We start from the raw sequence: 14,439 nt of genomic DNA, 5'->3' as shown, positions 1-14,439 counted from the left end.
AAGAGCTTCAATGAGACGGTTTAAAATTACCCATACGGCAGAGGTTTGTCAATGCATTTGTTGTGTTTGGCGCTCACCATATCATTGATCACATGTCACCCCTCCGGGGTCATGCAACACTGTTAATTAACAAGCTTTCGTTCGAATAATCGGAATAGTCACCGATCCCGGTGCTAAAGCTATGGAGCATGCTCACAATTTCTTCTTGTATCAATTCTTTTGAATCTAACAATTGGATACATTATCTTCATTGAAACAATAAACCTTATTATATGAAATATTACATCATCTCCGGCGGCGGTTCCGGTATCGGCCGCGCCATCGCACAGAAACTTTCCCCGGATCATACCGTGATCCTCTGTGGACGAAATTTAGAAAACCTTGAAGATACGTTATCATCATTGGAAAATCCGTCGCACCATAAAATTCTCACGATGGATGTCCGTTCCCTGCAAAGCGTACAGGAGGCGGCGCAAAAATTTTCATTCCCTTCGTTAGACGGAATTATTGCCAATGCGGGGATCGGCGGCGCTAATTTCTTCGGCCAAGATGATCGTTGGAACGACATTATCGAAACGAATCTATCGGGAACATATTATTTCGTCAACTGCTTTTTGCCATTCCTCCGGAAAAGTTCGGGTGAATTCAAACATATTACGATCATTTCTTCTATTCTTGCGCGGCTCGGCGTTTCGAAGTATTCAGCCTATTGTGCAAGCAAAGCGGGGCTGCTCGGCCTGATGAGAAGCTGGGCGATGGAACTGGCGCCGGAAAAGATACTCGTTAACGCGATCTGTCCAGGCTGGGTCAATACGGACATGGCGCAGAACGGATTGGAAGAAATAGCGCAAGGGCTCGATATTACCAAAGATCAGTTTTATCAGATCGCCATGCAATCCGTTCCTCTCGGAAAAATGTCCGAGCCGAAAGAAATCGCGGAACTCACCTCTTATTTGCTCCGGCAAACAAGTATGACCGGGCAAACCCTGGATATCAATAACGGCGCAATCATGAACAGCTGAGCATACTCTAACTGCGAAGTTACAAACAACCCAATGAAAAAACTGTAATAAATATATTTTGAATTTATGATTGCGATGTATTAGCTTAGTCAACTCCTTGAGCCATACAAAGTTTTGTTTATGAAGTACAAAGTGTCTAACGACAGCAAAGTATACGATATCGAGATTGTCGAAAACGGCGACCGTCTCAAAGTTCGCATCGGAAAAGAAACCGTGCAGGAATTGGACGTTGATTTCAAAACCGTCGGAAAAGGATCCGTTCATTCGATGCTTCTCGGCAGCGATTCTTTCCGTGTGATCATTGATAAAAAAATGAGTACCCACAAGGTGTACACCCGCGGCCACCGTTTCGAGTACAGCGTGGAAGATGAACGCACCTTTCTCCTTCGATCACTGATCGGTCAAACGCATGCGAAAACCGGCGGTGAAGTCAATGCCCCGATTCCCGGTCTTGTAACAAAAATACTTCTCAACGAAGGCGATGCCGTAGCGCAAGGCCAGGGCGTTATGATCCTCGAGGCGATGAAAATGGAAAATGAGATCAAGTCGTCCGTTGACGGAACCATTAAAAAGTTGAATGTAAAGCCCGGGCATAATGTAGAAAAGGGACAAGCTCTTTTTGTAATCGAATTAAACGTGTCCTGACGTTTTTTTGTCATCTGCTTTGTTTATAACGAGGCGGCCAAATAATACAAAAAGCACGAGGATAAGCCGTGTTTCTTGCAGCCTGAAAGGAAATAAGTATGACCAAAAAATATATTATACCGATGTGCGATTCGTGCGAGTCGCGGTTTGATTCCATCTTTGCGGAATTGAAACCTTCCGATTTAGCACAGATTGCGCAAAATAAATGCGGCAATATTTATAAAAAAGATCAAATCATTTTTTATGAAGGTCATGTGGCAACCGGGCTCTACTGTATTAATAAAGGCAGAGTAAAGGTTTATAAAATGAACCACGAGGGGAAACAGCAGATCATACGCCTTGCCAAGGAAGGCGACATTATCGGTTACTCGTCCATGATAACCGGCGATGCGTATTCTTCTTCAGCGGAAGCGCTGGAAGACGCCTTGGTTTGTTTTATACCTAAAAGCGTTTTTCTGAATATCGTTCAGTCAAATTCAGACCTTTTTATGAAATTGATCCAGCTTCTATCACGGGATATGAAAGAAACAGAAAATCGTTTTGTTACCATGGCGCAGAATACGGTACGTGAAAGATTGGCAGAGACCTTACTAATGCTGAAAGAATTTTGCGGGCATGACGACTTTGGATTGAATATTGTCATGTCGCGGCAGGACATCGCCAATATTGTTGGAACATCAACCGAAACGACGATACGGCTGCTGGCGGATTTCAAAGATGAGAAATTGATCGATTTTATCGGAAAGAAAATAAAAATTTTGAACCAACGCGCCTTGATCAAAACGGCGAACTTATCGGATTAGATCTTTCGCGGCACCTACAATTGCGCCTACCAATCTAACTCACTACTTCTGCTGTTGATTCTTCTTTGTATTCAGTTGATTCTTCTAAGCCCTTCGGCAATTCTTTTTTCATCATCGCATAAATTGACGGAATCACAAACAGCGTCAGCGCCAGCGAAAACATGAGCCCGCCGATCACTACAATGCCCATCGATACACGGCTCTTTGCTCCTGCGCCTAACGCAAGGGCAATCGGCAGGGCGCCCAGAACGGTCGCAAGGCTTGTCATCACGATTGGACGAAAACGCAATCTCGCAGCCTCCTGCGCGGCTTTGAAAACAGTTAATCCTTCTTCCCGTCGCTGATTTGCAAACTCAATGATCAAAATACCGTTCTTCGTAACCAGTCCGATGAGCATAATAATACCGATCTGACTGAAAATATTCAGCGTTTGATCAAAATACCAAAGGGACAATAACGCCCCGGCTAAAGCCAGCGGCACCGTTAACATGATGATGAACGGATCGATAAAACTTTCAAACTGTGCAGAGAGCACAAGATAGATGATCACAAGCGCCAGAATAAATGCAAAAAGAATATTGGATGAACTCTCGGCAAAGTCACGTGAAGGCCCGCTGAGCGTGGTGCTGAACGATTCGTCCAGAACTTTATCGGCAATTTTGTCCATTGCAGCGATTCCGTCACCCATGGCCATGCCGGGATTGAGGCCGGCGGAAACGGTTGCCGATACGTAACGATTAAAATGATATAACTGCGGCGGGGCTACACGTTCGGTTACCGAAACGATATTATCTAATTGAATTAATTCACCCTTGGTATTTCTCACATACAGCGATTTCAGGTCCAGCGGTTTGTCGCGGTATTCACGGCTCATCTGGCCCACGACCTGGTACTGCTTCCCGTTCATAATAAAATATCCAAACCGCTGTCCGCTGTACGACAGGCGCAGAATTTGTCCGATATCCGTTGCCGATACCCCCAATGCGCGCGCGCGGTCACGATCGATACTGATGTGCAGTTCGGGCTTATTAAATTTAAGATTGACGTCGACGATTTGAAACGCAGGGTCTTTTCGCGCTTCTTCCAAAAATTTAGGAACCACCTCTCTTAGTTTTTCAAAATTAGGCGCTTGTAAGACGTATTGTACCGGAAGTCCGCCGCGTCCGCCGCCTACTGCGATCGTTTGTTCCTGAATAACAAACGCACGCGCTTCCGGGAAGCGGCGCAAATTCGCAGAAATATAATTCGCGATCTCCTGTTGTGTGCGATACCTTTCCTCCGGAGGAGTCAGCACCACGCGGGCAAAGCCCGTATTAACGGCGCCGGTTCCGGCAAACCCCGGCGCGGTTACAGTCAGAAACACTTTTTTCTCAGGAAGAGAATCATTAACAAATTCCACCAAATTATTCATAAAACGAGTCGTATAATCGTACGAAGCGCCTTCAGGCCCCGTCGCCGTTATACGTAATAAACTGCGATCTTCCAGAGGCGCCAGTTCGGATTGCAGGCGCGATCCTGCCAAAAATATGATGAAAAAGGACGCGATCATGATTGCAACAGATATCCATTTCTTGGCCATAAAACGGTTTAGTCCGCTGCTGTATGAATTAACCAGATTCACAAAAAACGGTTCCGTGATATCATAAAAGCGGGTATGCTTTTGTTTACGGCGAAGTAATTTTGCGTTAAGCATGGGCGTGAGGGTCAGCGATACAAAAGCGGAAATCAGAACGGCGCCCGCAAGCACAACCCCGAACTCGCGGAAGAGGCGTCCCACAAATCCCTGAAGAAAAATAATCGGCATGAACACGGCCGCCAATGTAATGGAGGTGGAAATGACCACAAAGAATATTTCCTGAGAGCCTTTGAAGGCGGCCTGCATCGGATTCATCCCGGCCTCCACTTTCTTGAAAATATTTTCAGTTACAACGATGCCGTCGTCCACAACAAGACCCGTTGCCAACACAATCGCCAAAAGAGTCAAAACATTTACAGAAAATCCGGATAGATACATAATAAAAAAAGCTCCGATCAAAGAAACGGGAATGTCAATTAAAGGACGCACGGCGATAATCCAATCTCTGAAAAACAGGAAAATTATCAGGATCACCAGCGCTATTGCGATGAAAAGCGTTTCCTTAACTTCTTCAACGGATCTTTTGATAAACCGCGTATTATCCATCGCAAAATTCAGGCGGTAATCTTTCGGCAGATCGTTTTTTATTTGTTCGGCGCGCTTGTAGAATTCGTCCGAGATATCGATGTAGTTGCTGCCCGGTTGCGGTACGACGGCCAGACCGATCATCGGAATGCCGGATTCCTTCAATATCGTTTCTTCATTTTCCGGGCCGAGAATGGCATAACCAATATCCTGTAATCGGATTGTGGTCTCGCCGTCCGCAACTATGATCAGATTATTAAAATCACTTTCCGTAACCAGTTTGCCCAATGTCCGAACGGTCAACTCGGTCATATTACCGGCAATTTTACCTCCGGGTAACTCTATGTTTTCGCGGTCGAGAGCGCTCTTCACATCCAGCGGTGTTAATTTGTAGGATGCCAATTTTGCCGGATCCATCCAGATGCGCATCGCATATCTTTTTTGGCCCCAAATCTGAACGCCGCTGACTCCGGGAATCGTCTGAAGCCTCTCGGCAATTACATTCTCAGCATAATCGCTGACCTGAAGCTGGTTCTTGGTATCGCTTTGCAAGGTCAGGGTCAGAATTGCATCCGAATTCGCATCGGCTTTGGACACGACGGGGGGCGCATCAATATCCTGCGGAAGCTGACGGACAGCTTGAGATACTTTATCGCGAACGTCATTCGCCGCAGTTTCCAAATCCACATCGAGATTAAATTCAACCGTAATACTACTGGTACCTTGGCTGCTCGATGAAGAAATAACGCGGATTCCGGCTATTCCGTTGATTGCCTTTTCCAGGGGTTCCGTGATCTGCGATTCCATCACATCCGAATTAGCCCCGGTATAACTCGTTCGCACAGTAATGATGGGCGGATCGATCGAAGGATATTCGCGTACTCCGAGGAAAGTAAATCCAATAACGCCGAATAGGATGATGACCAAATTCAAAACAATGGCCAACACAGGCCGGCGAATACAAATAGCGGATAAACTCATAAAGGCCTTTTATTTAAAATGTGTTTATGAGACTACTCAAGATCTGAAATGGCCACCGGGCTTCCGGTCCTCAGCAGCAACACGCCGGTAGTAATTACCGTGTCCCCGGGTTGTAGCCCTTTGGTGATCTGAATCTTTGTGTCCGTTCGTAAACCGGTCTCAACCGAGATGGATTGCGCAAGGCCGTTTTTATAAACAAAAACTTTCTGACTTTTCAGTTCAGGAATAATGGACTCCGTCGGAACCATCAGCGCATTCTTAGTTTCCTTCAGAACCACTTCGATATTGGCAAATGCGCCCGGAAATATTTTTCCGTCGGTATTGGTGCATATCGCGCGCATGGCTACCGTTCGCGTCGCCGGGTCAATCTTAGGTTCAATCGCAAATATACGGCCTTTATATTTTTTTTCCGTGCCTGAAATGGTAAAAGTTATCTCGGCTTCACGAAGAATATCGTTCACATATTTTTCCGGAATTGAAAAATCAATTTTAACCGCCAGAATATTCTGAAGAGTTGCGATTTTGGTCGTTGTAGAAATATAACTGCCTTCACTGACGTATTTTAGTCCTATTACGCCGTCAAACGGCGCACGGATTTCCGTTTTGGCGATCTGCGCCCTGAGCAGCGCAATGTCGGCCTGTACGGAGTTCAGTTCATTGACCGTTGCGTCGTATACTTCCTTGGCAAGAAGTTCTTTTTCAAGTAATATCCGCTGCCGAACCTCATTGCTTTCGGCTAATTTCTTACGCGATTCCGATTTTTCCAGTTGCGCCTGCAGCTCCGAGTCGTTGAGTTTGATCAGCAGTTCGCCTTTGCTGACGCGGCCGCCTTCTTTGAAAAGAATTTGTACCACCCGGCCGGATATCTCGCTTTTCATATCTACTTCTTCATTCGCGATTACGGTTCCGGTGGCCAACACTTTATTGGTCAGAGTTTCATAAGTTATAACGCGTCCTTTAACTGTAATTCTGCTGTCGTTAAAACTTCCGGCGGCACGGTTGGATTTCGATTTCTCTTCACTTGTTATCCATTTATTGATCGACAAACCGCCGATAGATATTGCGACAACGCCCCATATTATAATACTCTTCATCTTCTTGCTCATGGAATGATAACTTTCATGTAGTTATATCAAACGTATATATTATCCCGTTATTTCCCTTTTTCTAATTCGTCTAAAAACGCCACGGCTCTGCGTAAGTGCGGAATAACGATGGATCCGCCGACAACCAAGCCGACGCTGAAGACTTCAAACATCTCTTCCCGTGAAACGCCGGCTTCTTTACATTTATTAATGTGATACGACACGCAATCGTCGCAGCGCAGTACCATCGAGGCAACAAGACCGAGCATTTCTTTTGTTTTGACGTCCAGCGCGCCCGGCTGATAGGTCAACGTATCGATTGAAAAGAATCGCTTAATGACCTTATTATCTTGCTCCAGGATCCGTTCGTTCATCTTCTGGCGAAATTCTGTAAACTCTTTGAAACGATCTGCCATATTTTCTCCTTGGGAATAATGTAATGGCTGCACTACGGTATCCCGCTTGATATGGATCAAAAATCGGAATTGAATACGGAGTAGCCGCGTTTTAAGATGAAAGGAATGTAGCCAAGGCGAATAATAAAAACACTAACTTTTTTTGCAACAAAAAAGGCAGTTGAAAAACTTCAACTGCCTTTTAATCATCGTCTTCCGATGGCCTAAAAATTATACAAAATCCCGACAGCGATCACTTCTTTCAATTGCCACTTTGCTTTCCCGTCGGTATCTTTGATATCGTAATCATATATAACATTCGTCGAAACGGTGGAGGTAATATACTTGTTCACTTTCAGCAGAAGCATATTTTCCCAGTTAACATCAATATGCTCGAGGTCTTCATAGCTTGAAAACAAATTCAATTTAGTTTGGAAATCCGTATTCTCCATTAATTTTCGTTTATACACGCTGTTAATATTCCAGCCCAATTCGCTGCGAACCGTCTTCCCCGGATCGACGCCATACGCGCCGTAGTGGGAGAGCGTGTCGTCAAGAACGAACGTCATTTTACCCGTGATCGGTGAGATGAGAGCGAAGAAATTGTCGTTGGGCTTGAACTCGGCGCCAAGAGATAGCATCAAATAGGCTGGCGACATGAACTCCGATATTTTTGATTTCGGCGTAGTCTTGTAATCGAACCCGTTTGCAAATTGCGTTCTGAAATCGAGCAAGCCTGTGAAGCTCCAATATTCAATCGCTTCCCGCCCGAATTTGGAGGTTAAGACAATTTTGTCGTCGCTTTTGCGAACGCCCAAATCACCTTGTTTAACAAGGCCGTATCCTAATTCCAGTGTATTATCCCACGAAATTTTATCTTTTTTCATGTTGGCAAAACCATTTACTAGCCCGTTCACTGCCAGTGAATTTTCGCCGCCGCCCGACCAATTCTTTAATCCGACCTGATTAAAATTAAGCCCAAGCGCTCCTCCGGTTTTCCAAAAGCCTGTGGTATCCTGCGCAACCAAACTTTGTGATATCATGATAACCAGAGCGTATACCATTACTAATAATGTCTTCATAATTTCTTCCTTCGTTAATGTTATTTAGCGTTTTTTAAAAGATCCCTGATTTCCATCAACAGCAATTCCTGATTGCTCGGTTTAGGGGGTTCTGCCGGAGGTTCTTTTCGTTTGACCTTGTTAACCAACTTGACCACCATAAAAACGGCGAATGCAATGATAATAAAATCCACGGCGGTTTGAATGAACGATCCGTAGTTTAAAGTCACTACGTGATCAATCATGTTGCCCGAAGTGTCAATCATCGGCGCCTTCATTTTGATCGACAAATCTTTAAAATTGAGTCCGCCGACTAGCCAGCCGATGGGCGGCATCAGAACATCATTGACCAACGAAGATACAATTTTTCCGAATGCGCCGCCGATGATAATACCGACGGCCAGATCGACGACATTTCCCCTGGACATGAATTCTTTGAATTCCTGCATCATGTTTTTCATGCGATCTTGCCTTTCAGTTATGGAATTAAAACTTAACCAAGTCAATAAGGAAAGTGAATTTTGAATTTACAAAAAGAGAATTACTTAGGGTAAACTTACAGTATCTTATTTATGGAATCAAGAGACCCGATTTTTGGTTACATCAAGTTTCGTATTCGCCGGAATGAAGTCTGTGCATAATCAGAGCCGATAATTTATTTTTCATATCACTTTTAGGAATAAAATCATCCGCCAGGCATTCTTTGGCAAGTTGCCGATACACGGCTCCATCATGGAGAGTGATCACAACAACAAAGATGCCGGGGTAGCGAGTCTTGATGGCTTTTGCCGCTTCGAGACCCGTTTTGTTGGGCATGCTGATATCCATCAATATCATGTCCGGAAGAAGCTTGCTTGTAAGTTCAATCGCGTGATCGCCGTCCAGCGCTTCGGCCACAACCGTAACAGCTCCCAGCGATTCAACAAATTCACACAATGTTTTCCGAAATACGTGATTATCGTCAGCGACGAGTATCGTAATGTTCCGCATTGCAGTCCACGATTATGTGTTCTGATTTTCTTAAGAAATTAGTATAAGAAGGTTTGCGGAACAATCAGGTAAAACACGTATTTGATTGCAAAGCGTTACGGACTGACGATGCCGTTTTCAATAGCAAATCGAACGAGGCCTGCGGTGTTTTTGATCTCCAATTTCTGCATGAGATTGGATCGGTGGGTGTCGACGGTTCGGGGACTAATAAAAAGTTTTTCAGCAATGGCCTGATTAGTTAAGCCGTCCACGATGAGTCTGAGAATTTCTTTTTCGCGGCGGGTGATTGGAATGGACGATTGGGATTTGTTTCGATAGTTTTTGGCCGTCACGTCGGACATGGAGCGGGTAAAAAATTTTTCGCCTTTGTAAACCGTTCGAATGGCGTTGATAAATTCTTTTTTTTCGGCGCTCTTTAATATATAACCTGCCGCGCCGGATATAAATATCTGATGCGCATAGTCTTTGTTTTCATGCATGGTTACGATCAAAACTTTTGTTTTCGGAAATTCCCTTTGGATCAAATCTGTCGCCTCCAATCCGGTCATACGAGGCATAGATATATCCATGATGACAATGTCAGGTGACAGGTCCTTGATCTTCTGAATAACCTCAAGTCCGTCAGACGCTTCCCCTGCAACAAATAGATCATTTACATCCTGAAGCAAGGTTTTCATCCCCTCCCTCACCAAGGCGTGATCGTCGGCTAATAGAATCCGTATTTTTTTCATTTTTCGTTATCTTTCAGTTGTACTATGACCTCCGTCCCCTGCCCCGGACGCGAGTCAAGGTAAAATGATGCATCTATGGATTCCGCTCGTTCCCTCATATTCATTAGTCCCATTCCGCGACGCTGTTTTCCTGTATTCGCTTCGTCCGGAATAAAACCATTACCGTCATCTTCAATAGATAATGTAACCGTTTTCCTATCTTTTATCAACTGAATGGTTGCTTCATGTGCATTCGAATGTCTGATTATATTATTCAATGCCTCTTGTGCAATTCGATACATCCCGATTTCTACGATACGCGGTAATCTTTTTTCCAATCCCTTACAAACGAACTGGATTTTTAGGCTCTCGTTCTGCGGTAGTTGTTCGCATAATTGACTTAACGCCGGCGGTAATCCGAAGTCCTCCAATATGCTCGGCATTAGATTGTAGGATATTCGCCGCACTTCAAGCATGATATGATTCAGGAGATTCTTGATGTCTGCCGCCCGTTTTCTTGTCGATGCATCCGTTAACTCCAGTTTTTCTTCTAGAATATCAACATTGAATTTTGCGGCTACGAGCATCTGTCCCAGCGCGTCATGCAATTCTTTGGCGATACGTCTTCGTTCTTCTTCTTGAGTTTCTACTATTGCCGCCGTACGGGCTTTTTGCTGCTGAAATTGTATGCGAAGTTCCTCCGCTCGTTTTCGCTCAGTAATATCGCGCTGCACCGAAACAAAATGGGTAATATTGCCGCCGTCGTCCCGAACAGGCGAAATGTGCCATTCAAGAAAATATTCCGTTCCGTCTTTACGATAATTAATGACCTCTCCGAAAAACGGTTCGCCATTTTCCAGACAAAGTTTTAGTCGATCCAAAACCTTCCGATCCGTCTTAGGACCCTGCATTAGACGCGGTGATTTCCCCATGACTTCATCGATGGTGTAACCCGTCATTTTAGAAAATCCGGGATTAACGAAGACAATCCGCGGCCCGGGCGGCTCCAGGTTTGCATCGGTTATTAATACGCTGTCTTCCGTGTCTTCCACTGCGGCATGAAGAAGTAGGATTTGATCCTTCGAGCGAATTCGGCCTTTTGATATTCTGCTTTTTTTCATAGTGTGCACGCTCATGCTTTTGCCTAATTATACAATTTCCAGATCAGCCCGACGCGAACCTGTTGTCGCGTAATATCGTATCCGTCGAGCATGGTAAACCGCACGCGCGGAAAATTTTCCGCCTCATAAAAAATCTGTAACGTTCCTATATTTACCGAAATCCGCGTGTTCAATATCCATCCTCCGCGCGCATATCGCGGCGTGATGAAATATATCTGCGGCGCATCGTGAAAACTGAATCCCGCATGTTTTCCGACGTACATCGCCGACAAAAATCCAGTCAGTTTCAGATTATTTTTTAAAAAAAGAAACGTGCCATACCCGCTAAAATAAGTGCGATAGGCCGGAACTCCCTGACGCACTTCGTCGTCGCCTTTGGATAACGATTGCCGGGCCGTAAATTCAAACATGGCAATTTTTTTCATGAACTCAAACTCCACGCCGTACGTTTTAGAACGGGAAAGATTCCCAACCTTGATCTCCATAGAATCTGTGTTGAAATTCACGGGATAGTAATACAATGCGTCGCGCAGGTTATTTCCATAACCGCTAATGACCACGCGGTCAAAATAGAAGATGTTTTTCACATGAATGGATGACGACAAGCTTTGCGTTGTTTGCTTGGAAAGGTTTTTAGCAAAATTGATCGGAAAATTGAAATCACCCGGAGGAAATCCTGAAAATTGAGTTTCATAGCGCCCGACGTTATTTTGAAACTCATCCATTAATGTCGGAAAGGTTTCCGTATGACCTGCATTCGCCAAAATATCCAAATGGTCATTCACGGGCAGCGTTACTGTCAATGCCCCGGAGAACGCCTGATGATAGATCGTATGATATTCATACCGTCCCGAAGGTTGTATCACCAATGTATTCCATTCAAAGGTATCTCCGGCAAATATGGCCGTTTGATTACTGCGCGTTTCCTGCGTAGGGATCCGGTCAATCGAACGTTTTACATATTCTCCGCCGATCCATAACCGATGCTGCGCTATATTCAAACCGTACCGCCCATCCCATCCGACAGACTGCGTTGAATAAAATGACGGAATACTTATTTCTTTTGGAAAACTATTTGAGTTGCGGTTGATATTAACAAAATACAAGTGCGACTGAAAAAGAGAACGATCTGTTTTTCCGGTAAGGCTCATATGGTAATCCGTCCTCTCGTCCTTGCGGAATCCGCCAACCGTGGAAAAATCAAAAATATTTTTGTCGCCGAAAATATTCCGCCCGTAGGCGTCGAACCTGTCTTTGTTGCTCTGTGTATAGAATTTCATTGACCAGTCGGGCGTAATCAGAAAATTTATCCCTGCATACAGATTTTTTCCGGCATAGCGTGTTCGCTGAAAATTATACAAGAACCCGCCCTGCAACCCCTGTACATTCTGTTCCCCGGGCGTTTCCTTCGCGGAACCTCCGACATAAACTTGAAGATGGCTGCCGAGATTTCTTCCGAAAAAAATTCCGATGTCCTGAAAAGGGCTGAACGCGGAACGGAATTTAATGGACGTGAGGGGCTCGTTAGCTGTAAATTGTCGCGGAACAATATTAACATATCCTCCGGCGGCCTGATCGCCGTACCGCGGAGAACCGTTTCCTCGGAAAATCTCGATACGCTCGATATTTTCAAGTGAGATCGTATTCAAATTAATCCAGCCCGCATCCGGATCGTTCATAGGAATGCCGTCCAGCAAAACAAGAATGTGGCGATTGGATAATCCGTTGGTTGATGCCGTGATCGGTTTACCGTAGCTGCCGAGGTCGTGTACATAAAATCCTCCTGCAACCCACAGCCAGTCTGCGAAATCGCCATGGTAGGATTTCATCATTTCATCGTGACTGATAATTTTGTAGAAGAATGAGGAATCGGAATGAAAGAACAGGTTCGCTGAGTCGGCCTGTTGATTTATGTGTTGGATGGTCAATTTTGAGAACGCATCGGCCCAAAGTGAATCCTCGCCTGAAACCACCGCCGAATCGGGAGGAATCTTTATCGAACCGGCCTCCTGCGCTTCAAGCACACCGTATGGAATTCCCAGTAGAAAAAAAACGCACAATATCGTTTCGGCTATCTTAGAATGCATTTCGCTCGACTTAATTTCGTAAAACCCTTCGGCGTCAAGAAACCTTTTGTTTGGATTCTTGCCGTCCGACGACCACATTGTAAATTGCCATCAGTACGGTCGCAAATGCGCCGACGCCAAAAAGCGCAAAAAAGATCATTTCCGGATTCGGCGTTGTTTTAAGGCTCTCGTACATCCAACCTCCAAGAGGATCTCCGGCAAACAGCGCTATGGCAATGGGCAAAAAAGCGTATCCCTGAAATAATCCCTGTTGTCCCGGAGGCGCTATGTCCGAAATATATTCATAATAACGGGGCGCCTGCATGATTTCGCCCAGCGCGAACGCGACAATTCCCGCTACAATCGTTGGAATGCTGGGATAAAGTCCGATGATCAACCAACACAAGCTGGAAACGCCAAAGCCAACCAGAATCGCCGTGCGCGTGCGAATGTGTTTCGTCAGATAATTCACTGGAATTTGCAGCAATATGATGGCGCCCGCAGCAGACCAGGATTGAATAATCTCGTAGGGCGCATGCGGATCAATAAAATCAATAATGTAGTAAGGCAGTACGATGAACTCCTGCCAAAACATGACCCAATATAATGAATAAAGCAGCAACAGCACCATGAACTTCAGATTGCCCAAAACCAGAAACAGATTCGCGATTTTCTTGCCAAGCGATTCTGTGACCTCGGTCATTTCGCTTTTCACCTCTTTGTACATCAGGAGATTGACGATAAGCATAGCGAGACAACTGACCGATGAAACGACATAAACAAATTCCATTCCGAAGCTGTCGCGAACGAAATACGCGATCGTGGGACCGATAGCGGCGCCGATATTAACCAGCCAGTAATAAATAGCGTACCCCAGCGATTTTGTTTCCGGCTTCGACGTCACGGCAACGGTTCCCAATACGGCCGGTTTTATAAATGATCCTCCGATCGCGGTAAAAAATAAAAAGGCAACCAGCAGCCAGTACTGCGATGTGTCGCCGTAGAGGCCTTGAAATGCCGTCATCCCCACCGAACCGACAAGAAAATATCCCAAGGCAAGAATCGTAAAGGCAATGGAGAATGCGTTTCGAAAACCCCATTTGTCGGCCAGCGTGCCGCCGACGATCGGGAGCAGATAGATCATGCCGCCAAAAATACCGGAGAGCTGCCCCGACTCGCTTTCTGTAAAGCCAAGCCTGTCACGCAAATACAGACTCATGACAATTTTTTGGCCGTAAAAAGCCAGACGTTCAAACAACTCCATCCCGTTGGCAACCCAGAATGTAGGATGAAATCCTTCACGAACCTTTTGTAACTGATCCCGCAGTTTTGACATAGTTCCTCGCATTGGTTATCGGAATACCACTAACCGCAAAGGACGCAAAGAAAATTCATAACG

General features: G+C 45.2%; 13 protein-coding genes. 3 read left to right on the top strand and 10 right to left on the bottom strand.

Translation table 11 applies throughout. The annotated features are described in order from the left end of the window. Positions 1–272 precede the first annotated feature (272 nt). The 3 genes from F9K33_06425 to F9K33_06415 all read left to right on the top strand — a co-directional run bounded on the left by F9K33_06425 (position 273) and on the right by F9K33_06415 (position 2,470). Positions 273–1,022, top strand: a complete 750-nt coding sequence (locus tag F9K33_06425; protein KAB2880111.1) for an SDR family oxidoreductase — start codon at positions 273–275, stop codon at positions 1,020–1,022. 120 nt (positions 1,023–1,142) lie between these two features. Continuing rightward, positions 1,143–1,667, top strand: a complete 525-nt coding sequence (locus F9K33_06420; protein ID KAB2880110.1) for a biotin/lipoyl-binding protein — start codon at positions 1,143–1,145, stop codon at positions 1,665–1,667. Between the two features lie 98 nt (positions 1,668–1,765). Next, positions 1,766–2,470 (top strand): Crp/Fnr family transcriptional regulator, encoded by a 705-nt coding sequence (locus tag F9K33_06415; protein ID KAB2880109.1) that lies wholly within the window; start codon positions 1,766–1,768, stop codon positions 2,468–2,470. Between the two features lie 34 nt (positions 2,471–2,504). On the opposite strand, the gene F9K33_06410 is transcribed toward F9K33_06415, so the two are convergent. The 10 genes from F9K33_06410 to F9K33_06365 form a co-directional block, all read right to left on the bottom strand. Next, a complete protein-coding gene (locus tag F9K33_06410; protein ID KAB2880108.1) occupies positions 2,505–5,612 on the bottom strand; it encodes an efflux RND transporter permease subunit in 3,108 nt (1,035 codons plus the stop codon). 32 nt (positions 5,613–5,644) lie between these two features. After that, a complete protein-coding gene (locus F9K33_06405) occupies positions 5,645–6,718 on the bottom strand; it encodes an efflux RND transporter periplasmic adaptor subunit (GenBank protein ID KAB2880107.1) in 1,074 nt (357 codons plus the stop codon). A 47-nt stretch (positions 6,719–6,765) separates the two neighbouring features. Next, positions 6,766–7,113, bottom strand: coding sequence for a carboxymuconolactone decarboxylase family protein (locus tag F9K33_06400; GenBank protein KAB2880106.1), 348 nt, complete (start codon positions 7,111–7,113; stop codon positions 6,766–6,768). 203 nt (positions 7,114–7,316) lie between these two features. After that, positions 7,317–8,174 carry a DUF3078 domain-containing protein gene (locus tag F9K33_06395; protein ID KAB2880105.1) on the bottom strand — a complete coding sequence of 286 codons (858 nt, stop codon included), beginning with the start codon at positions 8,172–8,174 and terminating at the stop codon, positions 7,317–7,319. Between the two features lie 20 nt (positions 8,175–8,194). Then, complete coding sequence (mscL, locus tag F9K33_06390; GenBank protein ID KAB2880104.1) at positions 8,195–8,614, bottom strand: large-conductance mechanosensitive channel protein MscL; 420 nt, start codon at positions 8,612–8,614, stop codon at positions 8,195–8,197. A gap of 142 nt (positions 8,615–8,756) precedes the next feature. Beyond that, positions 8,757–9,143, bottom strand: a complete 387-nt coding sequence (locus tag F9K33_06385; GenBank protein ID KAB2880103.1) for a response regulator transcription factor — start codon at positions 9,141–9,143, stop codon at positions 8,757–8,759. 95 nt (positions 9,144–9,238) lie between these two features. Further along, positions 9,239–9,874, bottom strand: a complete 636-nt coding sequence (locus tag F9K33_06380; protein ID KAB2880102.1) for a response regulator transcription factor — start codon at positions 9,872–9,874, stop codon at positions 9,239–9,241. Continuing rightward, positions 9,871–10,989, bottom strand: coding sequence for a PAS domain S-box protein (locus tag F9K33_06375; GenBank protein KAB2880101.1), 1,119 nt, complete (start codon positions 10,987–10,989; stop codon positions 9,871–9,873). Before F9K33_06375 ends, F9K33_06380 begins: the two co-directional genes overlap by 4 nt. An 8-nt stretch (positions 10,990–10,997) precedes the next feature. Further along, positions 10,998–13,139 carry a TonB-dependent receptor plug domain-containing protein gene (locus F9K33_06370; GenBank protein KAB2880100.1) on the bottom strand — a complete coding sequence of 714 codons (2,142 nt, stop codon included), beginning with the start codon at positions 13,137–13,139 and terminating at the stop codon, positions 10,998–11,000. Further along, positions 13,096–14,376 (bottom strand): peptide MFS transporter, encoded by a 1,281-nt coding sequence (locus F9K33_06365; protein KAB2880099.1) that lies wholly within the window; start codon positions 14,374–14,376, stop codon positions 13,096–13,098. The genes F9K33_06370 and F9K33_06365 overlap by 44 nt, the downstream gene beginning before the upstream one ends. Positions 14,377–14,439: the final 63 nt, after the last annotated feature.

Source organism: bacterium, assembly GCA_008933615.1.
Lineage (GTDB): Bacteria > CLD3 > CLD3 > SB21 > SB21 > SB21.
Note: the sequence above shows the minus strand (reverse complement) of the source record. Positions and strands in the feature narration are given on the sequence as shown.

What these genes read in the sequence shown, in the direction of transcription:
- F9K33_06425 (KAB2880111.1), top strand. Translation starts at nt 273, where the DNA reads ATGAAATATTACATCATCTCCGGCGGCGGTTCCGGTATCGGCCGCGCC.
- F9K33_06420 (KAB2880110.1), top strand. Translation starts at nt 1,143, where the DNA reads ATGAAGTACAAAGTGTCTAACGACAGCAAAGTATACGATATCGAGATT.
- F9K33_06415 (KAB2880109.1), top strand. Translation starts at nt 1,766, where the DNA reads ATGACCAAAAAATATATTATACCGATGTGCGATTCGTGCGAGTCGCGG.
- F9K33_06410 (KAB2880108.1), bottom strand. Translation starts at nt 5,612, where the DNA reads ATGAGTTTATCCGCTATTTGTATTCGCCGGCCTGTGTTGGCCATTGTT.
- F9K33_06405 (KAB2880107.1), bottom strand. Translation starts at nt 6,718, where the DNA reads ATGAGCAAGAAGATGAAGAGTATTATAATATGGGGCGTTGTCGCAATA.
- F9K33_06400 (KAB2880106.1), bottom strand. Translation starts at nt 7,113, where the DNA reads ATGGCAGATCGTTTCAAAGAGTTTACAGAATTTCGCCAGAAGATGAAC.
- F9K33_06395 (KAB2880105.1), bottom strand. Translation starts at nt 8,174, where the DNA reads ATGAAGACATTATTAGTAATGGTATACGCTCTGGTTATCATGATATCA.
- mscL (KAB2880104.1), bottom strand. Translation starts at nt 8,614, where the DNA reads ATGAAAAACATGATGCAGGAATTCAAAGAATTCATGTCCAGGGGAAAT.
- F9K33_06385 (KAB2880103.1), bottom strand. Translation starts at nt 9,143, where the DNA reads ATGCGGAACATTACGATACTCGTCGCTGACGATAATCACGTATTTCGG.
- F9K33_06380 (KAB2880102.1), bottom strand. Translation starts at nt 9,874, where the DNA reads ATGAAAAAAATACGGATTCTATTAGCCGACGATCACGCCTTGGTGAGG.
- F9K33_06375 (KAB2880101.1), bottom strand. Translation starts at nt 10,989, where the DNA reads ATGAGCGTGCACACTATGAAAAAAAGCAGAATATCAAAAGGCCGAATT.
- F9K33_06370 (KAB2880100.1), bottom strand. Translation starts at nt 13,139, where the DNA reads ATGTGGTCGTCGGACGGCAAGAATCCAAACAAAAGGTTTCTTGACGCC.
- F9K33_06365 (KAB2880099.1), bottom strand. Translation starts at nt 14,376, where the DNA reads ATGTCAAAACTGCGGGATCAGTTACAAAAGGTTCGTGAAGGATTTCAT.